The organism is Sunxiuqinia indica (assembly GCF_009847015.1).
GTDB lineage: Bacteria > Bacteroidota > Bacteroidia > Bacteroidales > Prolixibacteraceae > Sunxiuqinia > Sunxiuqinia indica.
This window is the reverse complement of the sequence record NZ_WVEM01000005.1, coordinates 280010-297749: the sequence shown is the minus strand read 5'-3', so window position 1 is coordinate 297749 and position 17740 is coordinate 280010. Positions and strand designations below refer to the sequence as shown.

General features: G+C 39.3%; 14 protein-coding genes. 5 read left to right on the top strand and 9 right to left on the bottom strand.

Going from position 1 to position 17740, the window contains the following annotated elements; translation table 11 throughout:
- The first annotated feature begins 63 nt into the window (after window positions 1–63).
- From pruA to GR929_RS09900, 3 genes are all read left to right on the top strand, one after another.
- Window positions 64–1701, top strand: coding sequence for an L-glutamate gamma-semialdehyde dehydrogenase (gene pruA / locus GR929_RS09910; protein ID WP_159519263.1), 1638 nt, complete (start codon window positions 64–66; stop codon window positions 1699–1701).
- A gap of 99 nt (window positions 1702–1800) precedes the next feature.
- On the top strand, window positions 1801–2103 hold the full coding sequence (locus GR929_RS09905; RefSeq protein WP_159519261.1) for an FtsB family cell division protein: 303 nt from the start codon (window positions 1801–1803) through the stop codon (window positions 2101–2103).
- Between the two features lie 148 nt (window positions 2104–2251).
- On the top strand, window positions 2252–2845 hold the full coding sequence (locus tag GR929_RS09900) for a YqgE/AlgH family protein (RefSeq protein ID WP_159519260.1): 594 nt from the start codon (window positions 2252–2254) through the stop codon (window positions 2843–2845).
- Here GR929_RS09900 and GR929_RS09895 read toward each other — a convergent pair.
- Genes GR929_RS09895 through GR929_RS09875 form a run of 5 tightly spaced genes read right to left on the bottom strand, consistent with a single transcriptional unit; the run spans window position 2837 to window position 6553 of the window.
- Window positions 2837–3661, bottom strand: a complete 825-nt coding sequence (locus GR929_RS09895) for an aminotransferase class IV (protein ID WP_159519258.1) — start codon at window positions 3659–3661, stop codon at window positions 2837–2839. The two genes, GR929_RS09900 and GR929_RS09895, sit on opposite strands and share 9 nt — an antisense overlap.
- Window positions 3658–4146: a D-glycero-alpha-D-manno-heptose-1,7-bisphosphate 7-phosphatase gene (locus GR929_RS09890; RefSeq protein ID WP_159519256.1), complete on the bottom strand. Its 489-nt coding sequence runs from the start codon at window positions 4144–4146 to the stop codon at window positions 3658–3660. The genes GR929_RS09895 and GR929_RS09890 overlap by 4 nt, the downstream gene beginning before the upstream one ends.
- Window positions 4147–4149: 3 nt before the next feature.
- The gene (locus tag GR929_RS09885; RefSeq protein WP_159519254.1) at window positions 4150–4758 is read right to left on the bottom strand and encodes a rhomboid family intramembrane serine protease; all 609 of its coding nucleotides are present in this window, start codon (window positions 4756–4758) and stop codon (window positions 4150–4152) included.
- Window positions 4759–4768: 10 nt separating this feature from the next.
- Entirely contained in the window at window positions 4769–5767 is a 999-nt protein-coding gene (gene holA, locus GR929_RS09880) for a DNA polymerase III subunit delta (protein WP_159519252.1), read from the bottom strand.
- A 15-nt stretch (window positions 5768–5782) separates the two neighbouring features.
- The gene (locus tag GR929_RS09875; protein ID WP_159519250.1) at window positions 5783–6553 is read right to left on the bottom strand and encodes an AMP nucleosidase; all 771 of its coding nucleotides are present in this window, start codon (window positions 6551–6553) and stop codon (window positions 5783–5785) included.
- 186 nt (window positions 6554–6739) lie between these two features.
- Between GR929_RS09875 and GR929_RS09870 the strand changes: the two genes are divergently transcribed.
- On the top strand, window positions 6740–7192 hold the full coding sequence (locus tag GR929_RS09870) for a type I restriction enzyme HsdR N-terminal domain-containing protein (RefSeq protein WP_159519249.1): 453 nt from the start codon (window positions 6740–6742) through the stop codon (window positions 7190–7192).
- Here GR929_RS09870 and GR929_RS09865 read toward each other — a convergent pair.
- From GR929_RS09865 to GR929_RS09850, 4 genes are all read right to left on the bottom strand, one after another.
- Window positions 7187–7714, bottom strand: coding sequence for a GNAT family N-acetyltransferase (locus GR929_RS09865; protein WP_159519247.1), 528 nt, complete (start codon window positions 7712–7714; stop codon window positions 7187–7189). The two genes, GR929_RS09870 and GR929_RS09865, sit on opposite strands and share 6 nt — an antisense overlap.
- Entirely contained in the window at window positions 7711–9660 is a 1950-nt protein-coding gene (locus GR929_RS09860) for a glycosyltransferase family 2 protein (protein WP_159519245.1), read from the bottom strand. Before GR929_RS09860 ends, GR929_RS09865 begins: the two co-directional genes overlap by 4 nt.
- 34 nt (window positions 9661–9694) lie before the next feature.
- A complete protein-coding gene (gene recR / locus GR929_RS09855; protein WP_262886043.1) occupies window positions 9695–10321 on the bottom strand; it encodes a recombination mediator RecR in 627 nt (208 codons plus the stop codon).
- Between the two features lie 64 nt (window positions 10322–10385).
- A complete protein-coding gene (locus GR929_RS09850) occupies window positions 10386–12722 on the bottom strand; it encodes a PAS domain S-box protein (protein ID WP_159519243.1) in 2337 nt (778 codons plus the stop codon).
- 342 nt (window positions 12723–13064) lie between these two features.
- On the opposite strand from GR929_RS09850, the gene GR929_RS09845 reads away from it, so the two are divergent.
- Entirely contained in the window at window positions 13065–17180 is a 4116-nt protein-coding gene (locus GR929_RS09845) for a hybrid sensor histidine kinase/response regulator transcription factor (RefSeq protein ID WP_159519241.1), read from the top strand.
- The last annotated feature ends 560 nt before the right edge of the window (window positions 17181–17740 follow it).

Here is a 17740-nt window from a genome sequence, read left to right as displayed (position 1 = left end):
TGTTGTCCTTTCGATAGTTTTGCAATAATACTGATGTAGAAATCACTACTAAATGAATTGGTTATGGCAAAAGGTTTTTTTAACGTTCCGGTTGTAAAGAATGAACCGGTAAAAAGTTTCGCACCCGGATCACCCGAAAGAGTCTCGCTAAAAGCTAAGCTTAAGGAGTTGAAAAGTGTGGAGGTTGAGCTACCCATGATTATTGGAGGAGAGGAAGTTACAACTAACAGACGAATGAGAATTTCGCCGCCACATGATTTTAAACATACCTTGGGGTATTACTATCAAGGTGATGCGTCGCATGTTCAAATGGCTATTGAGTCGGCTCTTGAAGCACGCGAAAAGTGGGCTGCCTTGAGTTGGCAGCATCGGGCATCAATATTCTTGAAAGCCGCTGATTTGCTGGCCGGACCTTACCGTGATAAAATTAATGCTGCCACGATGCTTGGTCAGTCGAAAAATGCTTACCAATCTGAAATTGATGCCGCCTGCGAATTGGCTGATTTTTTCAGGTTTGGCGTAAAGTGCATGTCTGATATTTATAAAATGCAACCCGAATCAGCGCCGGGAATCTGGAACTATAGCGAGTTCCGTCCGCTGGAAGGTTTTGTATTTGCATTGACGCCGTTTAATTTTACCTCAATTGCCGGAAACCTTCCTGCTGCGCCTGCAATGATGGGGAACGTTGCTGTGTGGAAGCCTTCAAAAACAGCTGTTTATTCAGCTGCTGTAATCATGGAGATTTTCAAGGAAGCTGGATTGCCTGACGGAGTAATTAATATTGTTTACACTTCAGGACCTGTTGCTGCCGAAACCGTTTTTGCTCATCCTGATTTTGCAGGTATCCACTTTACAGGATCAACAGGCGTATTCCAAAGTATTTGGAAAACAATTGGAGAAAATATTTATAAGTATAAATCATATCCTCGTATTGTTGGCGAGACTGGTGGCAAGGATTTTATTTTTGCTGATAATACGGTTGATCGTCAGGCATTGGCCATTGCGATGGTGCGCGGTGCTTTCGAATATCAGGGGCAAAAGTGTTCGGCGGCTTCACGCTGTTATGTGCCTGCAAGTATTTGGGACGATGTTAAAGAACGTGTAGGAAAGGCTTTGTCAACGATAAAAATGGGGTCTCCCGAAGATTTTACCAACTTTGTAAATGCAGTGATCGATGAAAGCTCATTTGATAAGCTTTCGGCATACATCGATCGAGCTAAAGAGGACGAAGATGCTGACGTTATTTTTGGAGGAAATCATGATAAGTCGGTGGGGTATTTTATTGAACCAACAGTAATTTTAGCTAAAAAGCCGGATTACGCAACCATGGTCGATGAATTGTTTGGCCCTGTGTTGACGGTCTATGTTTACGAAGATGAAAAAATGGACGAAACGCTTACCATTTTGGATAATACTTCAATTTATGCACTAACGGGAGCTGTGATGTCGCAAGACCGTTACAATATTGAAAAAATAACCAAGCGGTTGGAAAATGCTGCCGGTAACTTTTATATTAACGATAAACCAACCGGCGCAGTTGTGGGGCAGCAGCCATTTGGAGGCGCAAGAGGTTCCGGCACCGATGATAAAGCTGGTTCTGTCTTTAATTTCTTGAGATGGGTGTCTATTCGCACCATTAAAGAAAATTTTGTGCCGCCTCATGACTATATGTATCCGAGCTTTTTGCCAGATAATAAATAACAACAAATCAATATTTCTCAGAAGAGGGGATGAATTTTTTCATCTCCTTTTTTTTTGACTGAATATACCTTACTTTTGTTATTGTAAACTTACAAGCTCATGAATAAAATGATTGCAATCGTCTGGTCTAAACTTCGAACAAAGTATGGTATTGTATTGGCCGTATTTGTTTTGTGGGTTGGTTTTTTTGATGAGCATAGTTTGTTGCAACATTTTCAAAATAAACGAAAGCTAGCCCGGTACACCGAGCAGGAGGCTTACTTGAGAAATAAAATAGTTTCCGATAAACGCAAGATTCATGAGCTTCAAACCAACCAAACAAATCTTGAAAAATTCGCACGGGAAGAATTTCTGATGAAGAAGGAAAACGAAGATGTCTATGTAGTGGTTGAGGAGGATTAATTCATTTCGTTTTTTTTACCGGACCTCTTTTTTCTTGATAATCAGCGTTGCGAAATCATCGTGCAAAGCACTTATTTAGAATAAATTTTAATAAGGTATTTGATTTATGCCTGTTTTTTTCATAAATTGACTAAGAATTTAATCAATTATGAACTTGAATATCAATTTGTTTAAAATAGAAACGAATCATGTCGCACCTTCCAAAGGTCGCATGTTGATTGCTGAGCCCTTTCTGCCCGGTAGTTATTTTAATCGTTCGATTGTTCTATTGGTTGCTCATAGTGAAAAGGGTGCTGTTGGTTTTATTCTGAATAAAAAAATAGAGTATCCTGTAAACGAAATTCTGGGAGATTTTCCTGATTTTGAGGCCAATGTATGCATTGGCGGCCCGGTAAGTACCGACACTTTGTATTTCCTGCATTCATTAGGTTCGCTAATTCCCGGTAGTGTGCACGTAAAAGATAACCTATACTGGGGTGGCGATTTTGATGAGGTGAAGAAGTTGATCGGCGAGGGACTGATTCTTCCAAATCAAATACGTTTCTTTTTAGGGTATTCCGGCTGGGATGATGGTCAACTGGAAGATGAGATCAATGAAAATTCCTGGTTAGTTTCCGAAATTAACGATGACTTTGTTATGATGGATCGACAAACCAAAAGCATGTGGGTGCATGCTGTTCGCGATATTGGAGGTAAATACTCGCTATGGGAGCATTTCCCCGAAAATCCTTCTTTAAACTAGCACTAGCCGGTTGAATTCCTGTTGAATAACTTTTACCTTTTTATTGAAGTATCGTTTTTGTTTGAACGCTTTGATCCACTGTATTCCGTTCAACGAATTTGCGACAAAAACTTCATCTGCTTTTAATAGATATTCTTCTCTTAAATCTTCTGTAGCCGTCAATTCCATTCCTGAAATTTTCAGTGTTTTAGCTATTGCCGATTGAACCGGATCAATATAAGCTCCGCATGTCGGGGATGGAGTTAAAACCTGATTTTCTCTGACAACGTAGATGTTTTTTCCAGGAGTCTCCAGTATCGCTTGCTTGCTGTTAATCAGCAATAGCTCATCGTAGCTGGCTTTTAGTTTTTCAGCTTCTACAATCTTCCAGATAGGCATAGATCCAAAATCGAGCGACGATAAGAGTGAAAAGTCTTTAGGAGCTTTTTCGAAGATATTTACACTAAGACCAACGGTGTTGAGCGCAAAACTTGTTGATTCAATGGGATTTGCTTGAATAACATAGCCGATCGTCTCGTTTTCACGTGTAAGATAAAGCTTGATGTGACTGCTTTTGAAAAATTTATTTTTTGTAAGGGTTCGTTCGATTTGTCTTTTTAGCTCCTTGCCGTTATTTTGAAGAAAGGGAGCCGGATTTGCACCTAGTAAGCGGAGTTTTAGTTCAATTAATTGAAGGTGTTCGCTCCAAAATGGCAGCAGGTTTCTCACCGAACGAATCTGCTCGCAAAATAAAACATTCTCCAAAAAGTCGAACGGAAATACCTTTTCGTTGGCTTGTTCAAATTGACCATTATTCAGCAAGAAATTAGTTCTCATGGGGTGAGTAATTCCTGTATGAAAGAATTCATATTTAGGTTTGGTGTAATTTTAATTCCTTTAATGCCGGCCGATTGAGCAGCGTGCATGTCAGTCGCCTGATCTCCAATAAATAGGGCATTTTCGGGTTTTATTTCGTATTTCGCCATTAACTTTTCAATCATCAGAGATGATGGTTTTCGGCAAATGCAAGCTTCAATCGTATGATGATGCGGACAATAATAAATGTCCTTGAAGGAAATATCATACTTCTCAAATTCATCCTTTAAATACTGATGTACTTGTTTAACTTCTTTGTGTCCGTATTGTTTTTTAGCTATTCCTCCCTGATTGGTGACAATGAAAAATACAAAGCCCTGAGATTTGAGCAGTTTTAAATTCTCAAAAACACCATCAACAAATTCAATATCCTTTACACGGTAAATATAATAGTGTTTTGAGTTGTCGATCAACACTCCGTCACGATCAAAGAAAATAGCTTTCATAAATCAAATCAACATAAAAAGCTTGTCCATAAAGCGTTCCAACAATCGGCCGTTTAGTAAGATTGGAAAAACAAAGCCAAAAACAGCTCCTAAAAAGTGAGCATCGTGGGCAACATTATCACTCTCTTTTCTACCCATATAATAAGAATAGGCAAGGTAGAGGCCGGCAAATACAATTCCAGGAACAGGCACAATTCCGAAAAAATAAACTTTATTCCATGGTTCAAAGAATATGGCTGCAAACAAAACAGCGGATACCGCACCTGATGCACCAACCGCATTGTAATAGTAATTGTTTCGGTGTTTGTACAACGCATATGCATTTGAGATGATCATTCCCCCGAAATATAAAATGAGGAAATAAACACTGGCCATTTTTTCAAAACCGTATGTAAAATAGTTTTCAACCGCGCGACCAAACGAAAACAGGACGATCATATTTACAATGAGGTGCTCCCAGTTAGCATGCACAAAACCATGCGAAACCAAGCGATAATACTCATTTTTGTGCACGACTTTGCTGGCATTAAATTGGAGCTTGTCCATCATGTCAGGACGGTTGAAAGCTAAAATGGAAACAATGGCAGTAATTGCAACTAGTAATAATGTCATAGGCGAATTGCTAATGTAGTATTTTATAAATCATTTCTTTTTGAAGATCTCCAGCCGAAGTCGAAACGTTGCCGAATCCTTTTGATTTCATATCATATTCACGAAGGATTTCCATAATGGCGACTAACTTTTTAGGGTTGTAAACCTTGGCTGCTGCCGTATAGGAACGCACAAAGTAAGGGTTTACCTGCAAAGCAGATGCAATGGCGTTGGGTGACTTATCGGTTAAAAAATGGTAAGTCAGTATCTTCATGAAATAGTAATACAAGCTTGAAATCGTTCGTGGAATAGGACTGGTTGCCGGATTTGCGGCAAAGTAGTTAATGATTTGATTGGTTTTTAAAATATTTTTTTCACCCAGCGCATTTTGCAACTCAAAAATATTGTAATCTTTACTGATGCCAATATTCTTTTCAATATGGTCGGGTGTTATTTTAGTTCCCTTCGGAAGGCTAATAATTAGCTTGTCGAGTTCGTTGGAGACTTTGCTTAGATTGGTGCCCAGGTATTCAGCAAGCATTGCAGAAGCCTGTGGGGCAATGGAGTATTCATGAGCTGATAAGTAACTATTTATCCAGCTCGGTAACTGATTGTCGTATATTTTTTTTGATTCGAAAAGAACCGATGTTTTCCCCAATTGCTTCGCAAAGCTTTTCCGTTTATCAATAGTTTTGTATTTATAATTGATAACCAGAATCGTAGATTTTAACGGAGCTTTGATGTATGAGTCCAGATCTTCAATCTTTTTAATATTCTGGGCTTCTTTTACAATAACAACCTGGTGATTGGCCATCATTGGAAAACGTCTGGCGTGGGTGATGATAGTGTCTACATCTGTATCTTTTCCATATAAAGTATGCTGGTTGAAACCTTTTTCAGCCTCAGTGAGCACGTTTTTGCTGATGTAGTCTGTTATTTGGTCAATAAAATAACTTTCTTCACCCATTAAAAAATAGACAGGATGATAAATTTTCTTTTTGAGATTGGTTAAAATATCTTCGTAATTCATGTTCCAACTGACAGTTTAAAATCGTAAGTGTTTTACTGATCGGCCATTGTTTTTGATCTCCATAAGAGCTTCAATTCCTACCTTTACATGGTTTTGCACATAGTCAGAAGTAACTTTCTTATCGCTGGCTACAGTCTTAATCCCGGTGGAAATCATGGGTTGATCAGACACCAGCAATAAGGCTCCGGTTGGGATTTGATTGGCAAAACCGACTGTAAAGATAGTAGCAGTTTCCATATCAATAGCCATTGCTCTGGTTTTGTACAGGTATTTTTTAAACCGGGCATCGTACTCCCAAACCCGTTTGTTGGTTGTGTAAACAACGCCGGTCCAGTAATTAATTCGGTTTTCGCGAATGGCTGTAGAAACAGCTCGTTGCATGCTAAAAGCCGGAAGTGCCGGTATTTCAGGCGGTAAATAATCGTCCGAAGTTCCATCGCTTCGAATTGCGGCAATAGGCAAAATTAAATCGCCCAGTTTGTTTTTTCGTTTCAGACCTCCACATTTCCCAAGGAACAGAACTCCTTTGGGTTTGATAGCACTTAGCAAATCCATTATCGTGGCGGCATTGGGGCTTCCCATTCCGAAATTGATAATGGTGATATCACCGTTTGATGCATTGGGCATATTTTGATTAATCCCCAAAATGGGCACATTAAATTTTTCAGCAAAAAGTTCAACATAGAGTTGAAAATTGGTCAGCAAGATGTATCCGGCAAAATCTTTCAAATCCCGCCCGGTATATCGCGGTAGCCAATTGTCTACAATTTCCTTTTTTGTTTTCATGCAATCTTGATTTTAGTGCAAGAATTGTTTCTACAACAACTAAAAAAATGACTTGTTTTATTTGATCAAAAATAAAAGTCCATTTTATCTATGCAGAATTTTTAGCAATTTTGAACGAAATTCAATCCCCAAAGATTTCGCTCGGATTGTACATCATACAAAAATACAACTTTGTAGCTTCTAACTATGTTTGCTGAACTAAATTTACCAACATATTCTTTCCGTTTTCAAGACCAGGATGGCAAAAAGCTCATTTTTGATGAGTTGCGAAAAAAAATGATTGTGCTAACTCCTGAAGAATGGGTTCGTCAGAATTTTATCAGGTATTTAGTTGATGCAAAAGGTTTTCCTCCCTCATTAATGGCGATCGAAACCGGATTAAAACTAAACCGAAATCAATTTCGAGCTGATTTGTTGGTATATAATCGTCGGGGAAAGCCACTGCTGATTGTTGAATTTAAAGCTCCATCTGTGAAAATAGCACAGCAAACATTTGACCAAATTACTCGATACAATATGACTTTTCAGGTTCCGTATTTAATCGTTTCCAACGGATTATGTCACTATTGCTGTTCTGTTGATATTGAAAAGAAATCCTATTCTTTCTTGAAAGAGATTCCTGATTTTCAGCAGTTATAAGATCAATTGGTACAAATCCTCATCCACTCGGCCGTCTGACGTTTTTATCCAGTCTTTTTTAGTGCCAACAAGCTGAAACCCGACTTTTTTAAACAGATGAATGCTCGCTTGGTTGTCTACGGTAATGTTAGCGTACAGCTGATGCAGTCCTATTACTTCGCGGGCGTATGATGCCATTAATCGAAGAGCGTCAGAGGCGAGTCCTTTGCCTTGGTCTTTTTTATTGTAAATCAAGATTCCGATACCGGCTCGCTGATGATACGGATCAAAGTCAAAAAGATCAATAGCGCCAACTGCATTTTGTGCAATATCTTCAATAATGAGTCGAAGCTGCTTGGTTTCGAAAATATCCTTGTGAGATTCTTCAATATACTGTTTCAAAATATATCTTGAAAATGGAACCAACGTGTTGCTCACTTGCCAAATTTCCGGATCATTTTCCCATTGGTAAACCAATTCCAGATCCTCAGGTTCCAAAGGTCGAAAGCGAATATTTCCGTGCGCAAGTTTGTTTAATGTCATCGTCCAAGGTTTTTCCAGGCATGCCAAATAATATCTACATCTTGCAAGATGCTGTAATTTTGGGCGTATACCATATCAATTTCTAATTTTTTCTCTTCGTTAATTTCATGTTCAAATTTGTCAGCAGGCGAAAGCACTCCGCTCTTTATTTTAGGAAGACGAGACTTCGTCTCTTCATTACCAGAGAACCCAACCCATGTTTTTGTGCCAAATAGAATGGTCAAAATATTATTCAGGAAACCCGGTTTTTTCTTGACTGACCAGCACGTAACCGGAAAAGTAACCAGTAAAATTAAACTCAGCAGAAGGTCAAGAAGTCTCTTGTTTCGTTGGTTGTTTTCTTTTGTAATTGCGTTTAGATGAACCACGTAGAGCTCGCCGGCTGTGTCAATTGAACTGCTTCCAATGATTGATAAACTTTCAGGTGGAGCGATTTTGTATTCGATATTTAGCCGACTGAGCTTAAGCATGATGTTGATGATTTCTCTGGATGGAAGATCGTTGGCGCTGAAAATAAGTTCTTCTATTTTATGAATACTGATCACTTCGCTTAGTTGACTGAGATTTCCCAGAAACTCCTTTTCTGCATGATTTTTTGTTGGTTGAACCAATCCAATAACGTTGATTTTCATATTCGACTGATCGATTAATTGATTGATTCTGGAGGCCTCTTCTTTGTTGGCAATCAATATGACGCGTTTTCTCCGATTTCGATCAAATTGAACTCGTTTCGACTTGCTATGGCTTAGAATATATCGGTAGCTCAAAAGGCTTACAAAAGCCCAGGCTGAACCTAACAGTATCAATGCCCGCGAAAAGCGTAAGCTTTCGTCGACCAGTGAATGAAAAACTAAAATGGTGATGCTGCCCCAAAACAAACCTTTAAAAATATTAAGGATTTTTATAGGTTTTTGGTAGCCTCCCGACATCCAAGTGCTTGCGATCCAGATCAGGATATAAATCGGAACGATTGTATTCATAAACCGGGCAGGATAGTAACCCGGTTCAAATTTGAAGCTTTCCCAATAAGGGAGAAGCCATAAAAAGCCGCCGTAAATAACCAGTGCGTCAACAATTGGGAGGAAGATGCTTTTAGCAAATCGGGTTACGATGGCTAGAAAAGCCCGGAAATAAATCGCCAGATTGATTAAAACAGAGAATAAATCAGCTCGCCCTTTCGAAAAATGTTTACGGGCAAAAATAACCATGGCCTGATAAAAAATTTTGACATAGTTGATACTGCCTTTTTTTGTGCTTTCTCCTTTGTAATGAATGATGGTGGTATCGGCAAAATAGTAGTTTTTGTAGCCACTTTGGGTAATACGATACGATAAGTCAATATCTTCGCCGTACATAAAGTAATCTTCATCGAGTAGACCAACCTGATCCAATGTTGTTTTTCGCAGGAACATGTAGGCGCCGGCTAAAACTTCCACTTCATGGGTTTGCTCTTTATCCAGATGACCCATGTGGTAACGGGCAAATCGCTTCGATTTACTGAAAAGACGTGATAGCCCAAAAATCTTATAAAATGCAACAAGCGGCGTTGGAAGTCCTCGTTTCGATTCAGGTAGAAAACGGCCCTTTCCGTCGATCATCTTTACGCCCAGGCCTCCGACTTCCTGATGTTCATCCATAAATTGAATACACTTGATAAAGCTGTCTTCTTCAACAATTGTATCGGGATTGAGTAACAGGATATACTCTCCTGTAGATAGATGAATGGCCTGGTTGTTGGCCTTTGAAAAGCCTTTGTTGTCGTGATTTTCGATCAGTTTAACTTCAGGGAATTTTTCGCGAACCATTTGGCACGAAGCGTCAACGGAATTGTTGTCCACAACAAAAATCTCAGCATCTATATTCCTGGATGCTTTTAGAGCAGCATGCAGACACTGTTCTAAAAAGTATTTTACATTGTAATTGACAATTACGACTGAGAGCTTCATTGTTGCTTAATGCTGCTTGGCTTTTTTGAAATGGTTACTGTGATAATGTACTTTCAAAGTCAAGACGGTTCTTAATGGATCTGCCTAGTGTTATTTCATCAGCGTATTCCAATTCATCTCCAATCGATACCCCACGGGCCAATGTTGATATCTTAACGTTCAGATCTTTCAATTTCTTATAAATATAAAAATTTGTTGTGTCTCCCTCCATGGTTGTACTCAATGCCAGAACGACTTCCTTTACCTCTCCACTTTTCACTCGCTCAATTAATGAGTTGATTTCCAGGTCCGATGGGCCAACTCCGTCCATTGGAGAAATAATTCCTCCAAGTACGTGATAGAGTCCTGAAAATTGCTGCGTATTTTCGATGGCCATCACATCTTTAATGTTTTCCACAATGCACACTTCCTCAGAATTACGATTGGGATTGCTACATATATTGCATGTCTCGGAGTCGGAGATATTGTAACATACTTTGCAGTGTTTAATCTCGGTTCGTAGTTGGATTAAACTATTCCCAAACAATTCAACCTCCGATTTTTCCTGCTTCAACAAATGCAAGACTAATCGCAATGACGTTTTACGACCAATACCCGGAAGTTTGGCAAATTCGTTGACAGCGTTTTCCAATAAGCGGGAAGGAAACTTTTCCGTAATCATACCTGGCAATTATTATGGCATCAAATTTAATAAGAGCTGGTTAATTATAGCCAAAATGCCAAGGTTATTTGAGATAACTGGCCAAAGTGTCCAACAACTCTTTCATTTTTATGGGTTTGCTTAAAACGTCATTGCAGCCGGAATCCAGGCACTTTTGTTTTTCTTCGGCCATTGCATAGGCTGTTTGGGCAATAATCGGTATTTCTTTATCGGTCTTCCGAATCGTTTGAGTGGCTTGATAACCATCTATTTCGGGCATCTGAATATCCATCAGGATTAGATCGACTCTGTTTTTACCATAGAGGTTTAGCGCGTCAATACCATCTTTGGCCCAAAGCACTTTTGCATTGGTGTCTCTTAAAATTTCAGCGAGGTATTCATAATTGTAGTCAACGTCCTCAGCAATCAAAATTGTAAATCCAGTAAAGTCATAATCCTGTTTTTGTTCCTTTGGTTGCGGTTTTGCGGGGGCACTGATCTTGTCGTAAGGAATTGTGAAATAGAAAATAGAGCCTTTGCCCTCTGTGGATTTCACGTTCATCGAGCCACCCATTAGCTTTACGAGTCCGTTTGAAATGGCGAGCCCCAACCCGGCCCCTCCTTTGCGTTCCTTTAAGCTGTGTGCATGGTGAAGTGTACGGTCGAAAATTGTGTTTTTCTGTTCTTGCGGGATTCCTTTTCCGGTGTCTTCTACATAGAACTGGATCTTTTTATTAGTCATCAATTGATAACCAATTTCAATATGCCCACTTTCGGTGTATTTCAGTGCATTATCAAAAAGGTTAAATAAAATTTGCTTCAGCCGTTGGGTGTCAGTGAAAATATAATCGTGATGTTTCAGATTCGGTTTTCGGAAGCGAATTTCCAAATTAGGTTTTTCTCTGGCTTCCTGCATTTCACTAAATCTTGCTGACAATTCACTAAACGTGTTTTGTATGGAGCAAGCATCCTTTTTTATTTTCAACTCATTTGCTTCAATTTTTGAGATGTCAATGATGTCATCAATGAGTACCAATAAATATCGACTACTTTTTTCAATAATATCAGCGTAACGATGTTGTTGTTCTAACGATAAATCGCCCGTTTGTAACAGCTCGGAAAATCCAATAATGCCATTGATCGGTGTTCTGATTTCATGACTCATGCTGGCCATGAAATTATGCCGGGACTGGTTCTCGATGCGAGTTCGTTTTCTTGACTTTTTTAGTTCTTCTTCCAGCCGTTTGAATGATGTAATCTCTTCGGAAATTTTAATGTAATTAGTAATAATGCCGTGCTCATCTTTTAGGCTCGAAATAGAGGCCAGCTCCCAATATGTTCTTCCGTTCTTGTTTCGGTTTTTAAATTCTCCTGTCCATTCATTACCTGTTGTAATTGTATCCCAAAGTTCCTCATAGAATTTTTTAGAATGAAAGCCGGATTTTTGAATGTTAGTCTTTTTCCCAATCAACTCGTCTTTCTGGAATCCGGTAATTTTACAATATGCCGGATTGAAAAGCTCAATATATCCATCTAAATCGGTAATTACGATCGCAACAGGACTTTGCATGATGGCCTGATTGAGTTTTCGGAGGTTACCCTCATGCTTTTTTTCTGTCGTGATATCGCGATTCGTGCCTAAAATACGCACAGCTTCTCCTTGACTGTCGCGAATAGCTGCGGCGCGGGTTTTAATCCAACGATAAACTCCATCCCGGTGTTTTAACCTGAATTCTGATTCAAAAATTAGCGAGCTGCTTTTAAGGAAATTGGTAAACGACCGCTCTACCCGGTTATAATCGTCCGGGTGAAGTTTGTTCATCCAGGTCTGAAACTTATCGTCCAGTTCGTCAGGATAATAGCCTAGTTGTGCTTTCCATTTTCTTGATATTTGTAAATCTTCGCTGTTAACCTTCCAATCCCAAACACCTAACTCCGATGCATCCACAACCAACCTTTTCCATTCTTGTTTCTTCTGAATTTGAGCTTCAGTATCTTTTTGTTTCGTAATATCCCTGATCAGGCCATTGACTGTGACAATGTCTCCTGTTGCGTCTTTTTCAGGCGATAAACTAATGCTAATCCATAATGGCTTGGTTGTGTTTTTTAGCCGAAATTCGTTGAAGTAAGGAGTGCCGTTTTTAATTATCAGGTCAAGGATTTGGTCGATGTCGTGGGTCAACTCTCCTAAATAATCTGTTTCGCTTATGGCCTGTCCAATAATATTATCGGGGCTGGTATTAAGCATAGAGAACAGATTGCCTGAATGATAAAGGTGTTTTTTTGAAGTGTCGAAACGTATAAATGCGTCATTTGCAAGATTTTTGTCAAATCCTTTTAATAGCTCATTGGATAATGAAGCTTGTGATGAATGCATTTTTGAAAGGTCACTTTCACTTTGTTTTTTATCTGAATGTGTCATAGGATTCGGTTTCAATCAAATTAAAATTAGCAAATAATTGTCAAACTACACGTAATCCGTCAATAGTAAAGCAGATTTTTTTTGAACTGTATACAGTGTTTCGTTAATATTAAAATTGTAACTCGCAGCAAGCGCATTTTGTTCAGCATAACATTGAATTAGATAAGTTATGATATGTTTATAGTTTGTCTCTTTTTGTAAGGTGAGGGTGGAGTCGCTTGTTTCTCTGTTCAGTTTTTGTTTTTGGGCAAAGCTTTTGTTGAAGCTGAGTTGAGGTACTGCGAGAATCAGGATATTTGCAAATATCTTAAAATAAGCATTATTTTGCCCTAGTTAAGTGGCATGGAAAAGAGAATGAAAGAACGGATTATACGATATTTTGAACGAACAATATCACAAATGGAGCGGTTTGCGAAAACACTGTTTATTGTTTTGTGGGGGCTCCTCTATTTTTCAGCGGGTTTTGCTGCGAGCAACGAAGTAAGTTTCGACTCATTTACTCAGGAAAGCGGCCTGCCTAATAATTTGATACAGACAATTTATCAGGATCATAAAGGATGGATGTGGATTGGCACCAGCCAGGGACTAAGTCGTTTTGATGGATATGAGTTTGTAAACTTTGTGCATTCGGATGATGATACAACAAGCCTGAACGGAAATTTGGTGAGGGTGATTTTTGAAGACAACAAAGAGCGTCTTTTGGTTGGTACCGAAAATGGAGGGTTGAATGTGTTCGACAGGGAGTTAGAAACCTTTTATTGTCCCTACGAAAATAATCTCTATTTCAGTGGTGAAGACAGGTCTGTTAATGATATTGAGCAAGATGCCTCCGGAAATTTATGGTTGGCAACCAATCACGATATTTTAATTATTGATACGCTTGGTACTGTTTCTCGCCTGTCGCTTGTTCCCGAAGATTCACAAGATAAAAATGAGGCATTTGTACGTGTGATTGAATTTGATCAGAATGGGATGCTTTGGGCTGGTACCAACGAGAGCGTTTTCTTGATTAACACCCGGCAGCAAACTTGCGAGAAGTTTGCTTTGCCATTAGCAGGAACAGGGCGCGATGAGATTTGGGAGCTTTTTCAGGATAAAAATGGGGATATGTGGATTGGCACCTATTCCAACGGTGTTTTTGTGGTCGATTCGGAGTCAAAGGAAATAGAACCTGTCGATTTGGGGTCGTCGTTTGAACGAACAAAGACGGTTCGTTCAATTTCAGAAGGAGCCCACGGCAACTACTGGATTGGCACGCGTGGTGGAATTTTTGTTTATTCTAAAAACGATGGCGTGGCTGCTTATTATCACAATGATGAGCGGGAGTCAACTAGTTTGATCAATAATTCGGTATTGGATATTGTTCACGATAGTCGTGGTGAAGCATGGATTGGAACGCGCGGAGGATTGAATTTGCTGGCAAAGAATAAACAGGTATTTGAAAATTATATTCCACATCCGTCGGACGATGGTAATAAGTATTTGAATAGTAGTATTGTTTATGCATTTTGGATTGACGGGGAGCAGAATATTTGGGTTGGTACTGAGGATGGAGGTATTAATATTTATCATCCGCAAACAAAAAACTACAGCTATCTGAGAGCCAGAGTTGATGATCCAAAATCGATTTCAAGAGACTGTATTAAAGCATTTCAGGAAGATAAGAAAGGAAATCTCTGGGTAGGGACTTTCCTTGGAGGAGTTGATGTGGTAAACCTGAAAACGAAGAAAGTTGTTCGACATTTTGATGCAAATCCATCAAACGAAGGGAGTATTTCGGATAATAAAATTTGGGACTTTCTACTTGATCACAACGGGAATATGTGGGTAGGTACATCGGCGGGAATTGATCGATATGATTCGCAGAATGACAAGTTTATTCACTATCCTCAATTGGCAGGGCAGGAGCAGGTAAACTGGATGGAGATGGACTCCTTTCGCCGCATTTGGTTTGGAACATCTGATATGGTTGGTATTTATGATCCTGAAAGCAAGAAAGTAACTCGTTTTAGTGAGCATTCAAGGGCTTTTGTTGAGGACTCGAAAGGTCGTTATTGGCTTACTACTTTAGATAAGGGAATTGCACAGTATTCAAGTGTAAACGGGGCTTTACAATACTACGACACAGAAGATGGTTTGTCTAATGATCAGGCTCTGTGCGTTTTAGAAGATAATAGCGGAAAGTTGTGGGTTAGCACCTCAAACGGTTTGTCGAAGTTTGACCCTGAACGGGAGACTTTTCAAAACTTTACAAGTAAGGACGGACTGAGAAGCAATCAATTTTCTTATGGGGCTGCATACAGAGCGGAGGATGGACGGTTACTTTTTGGTGGAGTATCAGGCTTTAATATCTTCAACCCGAAAGAAGTGAAGCTGGAAGATGGCGATGTTCCTTTAGTTTTAACTGATCTGCGGATATTTAACAAGAAAGTTCCAATTAACAGCGACAAAGGAGTGCTGACGAAGAGCATTTCAGAGACTAAGCATTTGGTTCTGCCCTACGAGCAAAACGTTTTTACACTTGAGTTTGCAGCATTGAACTACGTAAATAGCCAAAATAATTTATACAGCTATTATTTAGAAGGTTTTGATAAAGATTGGAACGAGCCTAGTCAAAACCGAACAGCCACCTATACCAATTTAAATCCAGACGATTATATGCTCCATGTTAAACGAGTTGTTCCGGGGAAGACAGAACTTGGAAGTGAGTTGAGTCTGATGGTTACTATTTTACCGCCTTTTTGGAAAACTATTTGGTTCCGTGGTTTGATTATTTTAATCATTTGTGTGCTGATTTATTTGTTGATCCAATTCTTCCTTTATCGTGAAAAGATTAAAAGTGAATTGATTTTGGAACGAATGAAAGCTCGCAAATTGCATGAGCTGGATATGCTCAAGTTGAAGTTTTTCACCAATGTATCGCACGAAATAAGAACACCGCTAACCTTGATTCTTGCGCCACTCGAAAAGCTAATTAAGCAAAAGGTGACTACGCCGGAAGTTAGTGCCAATCTTGATATGATGCACCGAAATGCGAAACAGCTTGATCGTTTGGTCAATCAGCTACTGGATTTTCGGAAGCTTGAATCCGGAAATTTGAAACTGGAGCTCGTGCAGGGAGATATTGTAAGTTTTATTTCAAAAATTGTGGAGTCTTTTCAGGGATATGCCGATGAAAAGGATATTCAGCTAAAATTCAATTCCTTAAAAAAGAATTTGACTGCTCGTTTTGATGCCGATAAACTCGAGAAGATGATCAATAACTTGCTTTCGAACGCATTCAAATTTACCGGAAAAGACGGTCAGATCACGGTGAATTTGTCTTTAATTTTTGATACGAATGAGGAGGATTTGGCATCGGAAAACCCTGATAAGGAATTTATTGAAATCACGGTTCGGGATACCGGGCAGGGAATCTCGCAAACCAATGCATCCAAAATATTCAACCGATTTTTTCAGGCCAATGAAAAGCAGGTGCAAACTGGAGCAGGAATTGGGTTGTCGTATGTAAAGGAACTGGTGAAGCTTCATCATGGAAAAATATATGTCGTGAGTAAACCCGGCAAGGGCAGTAAGTTTACCATTCGGCTGCCCTATGTCAAAGGCGAGTTAGTGGAAACGCCTCCTGAAACAGAAGCGCTGAACGATTCCGGGGTCGGGACCACAAATGAATCGAATTTGGTTCGTGAGCCGGAGCATTTGAATAGTCGCATCATGTTGGTCGTTGATGATAATCCTGATGTGAGGAAATTGATCAGTAGTCATTTTGACTCCAGATTTCAGGTTTTTGAAGCTGCTGATGGCCGAATTGGCTTGAAGATGGCATTGGAACAGGTACCCGATGTGATTGTTAGTGATGTGCTCATGCCCGATATTGATGGCTACGAGTTTTGTAAAAAAGTAAAGAAAGACGAGCGTATATCTCACATTCCGGTATTGCTTTTAACCGCGCTTCATTCAAAAGATCACGAAATAAAAGGATTGTCGAGTGGCGCGGATGATTATATCACCAAGCCCTTTGATCTGGCTATTTTACAGACAAAAATTGAAAATATGCTTTCGATTCGTGATTCACTAAAACAGAAATACTCTGGCGAAATCACACTCCAGCCTAAAAATATCATCATTTCTTCTCCAGAAGAAAAATTTTTGCAGAAAGCAGTTGAAGTGGTCGAAAACAATATTGCAGATACCGATTTGGATATCGAGCGTTTCGCACAGGAAGTTGGTGTCAGCCGTATGCAATTGTACCGTAAGTTGAATGCATTGACGGATATGACAGTCAAAGAATTTATAAGAAGTATTCGGTTGAAGCGGGCAACTCAGTTATTGTTGCAAGAAAAAATGACCGTCAGTGAAATAGCTTACGCTGTCGGTTTTAAAGATCTGTCACACTTCCGGAAATGCTTCCGCCAGACTTACGGCATGAATGCGACAGAATACAAGCAAAAAAACTGAATTAGGTCGGGTCGCTCTACTTTCAATACGACAATCGATTTAGTCAAATAGATCTTCGAGGTTTCCTGTTTTCGGGCTGATTTATAAGAGAGATGTTCGTCTTCCAAATGACAGAGGGGCGAAATAAGGAAATTCGATTTTCTGTTTTTTAACAGAATTGAAGTTGGCGTAGTACCCCTTGATTTTACCATGGAGATAGTCAGCTTTTAGAATTTTCTTTTACCCAGTTTTTTTTCTCAATAGCTTGTTTGCGACAGGATTAAAAGCCAAAATTGTATTCGTAGCGTTTGTTTTATTTCTCTGATTGTAAGTTGCTTTTTTGATGTGTAAACAGTGTGTGGGAAAATAGACCCCGCTATTTGGTATGTATTTCCCTCTTTGATATTGAGGCCTGTTCTTTTTGGGAATTAATCTAAGGCAAGTGCGGGATTGTCGTCTTATTTTTGGTAAGCTTAATAACAGGCACTAAAACTTATGGATAAAATGCGAAAAGATCTGAAAAGAAATTCCTGGACCATAACGATCGTTGTGATCGGGCTGGTTGTCGCATTGGTTATTCT

Excerpts from the sequence above, each read along its gene's own strand:
- GR929_RS09860 (WP_159519245.1), bottom strand. The coding sequence starts at position 9,660 with ATGAAGCTCTCAGTCGTAATTGTCAATTACAATGTAAAATACTTTTTA.
- GR929_RS09850 (WP_159519243.1), bottom strand. The coding sequence starts at position 12,722 with ATGACACATTCAGATAAAAAACAAAGTGAAAGTGACCTTTCAAAAATG.
- GR929_RS09845 (WP_159519241.1), top strand. The coding sequence starts at position 13,065 with ATGGAAAAGAGAATGAAAGAACGGATTATACGATATTTTGAACGAACA.
- GR929_RS09900 (WP_159519260.1), top strand. The coding sequence starts at position 2,252 with ATGAACTTGAATATCAATTTGTTTAAAATAGAAACGAATCATGTCGCA.
- GR929_RS09905 (WP_159519261.1), top strand. The coding sequence starts at position 1,801 with ATGAATAAAATGATTGCAATCGTCTGGTCTAAACTTCGAACAAAGTAT.
- GR929_RS09895 (WP_159519258.1), bottom strand. The coding sequence starts at position 3,661 with ATGAGAACTAATTTCTTGCTGAATAATGGTCAATTTGAACAAGCCAAC.
- holA (WP_159519252.1), bottom strand. The coding sequence starts at position 5,767 with ATGAATTACGAAGATATTTTAACCAATCTCAAAAAGAAAATTTATCAT.
- GR929_RS09875 (WP_159519250.1), bottom strand. The coding sequence starts at position 6,553 with ATGAAAACAAAAAAGGAAATTGTAGACAATTGGCTACCGCGATATACC.
- GR929_RS09865 (WP_159519247.1), bottom strand. The coding sequence starts at position 7,714 with ATGACATTAAACAAACTTGCGCACGGAAATATTCGCTTTCGACCTTTG.
- GR929_RS09890 (WP_159519256.1), bottom strand. The coding sequence starts at position 4,146 with ATGAAAGCTATTTTCTTTGATCGTGACGGAGTGTTGATCGACAACTCA.
- pruA (WP_159519263.1), top strand. The coding sequence starts at position 64 with ATGGCAAAAGGTTTTTTTAACGTTCCGGTTGTAAAGAATGAACCGGTA.
- recR (WP_262886043.1), bottom strand. The coding sequence starts at position 10,321 with ATGATTACGGAAAAGTTTCCTTCCCGCTTATTGGAAAACGCTGTCAAC.
- GR929_RS09870 (WP_159519249.1), top strand. The coding sequence starts at position 6,740 with ATGTTTGCTGAACTAAATTTACCAACATATTCTTTCCGTTTTCAAGAC.
- GR929_RS09885 (WP_159519254.1), bottom strand. The coding sequence starts at position 4,758 with ATGACATTATTACTAGTTGCAATTACTGCCATTGTTTCCATTTTAGCT.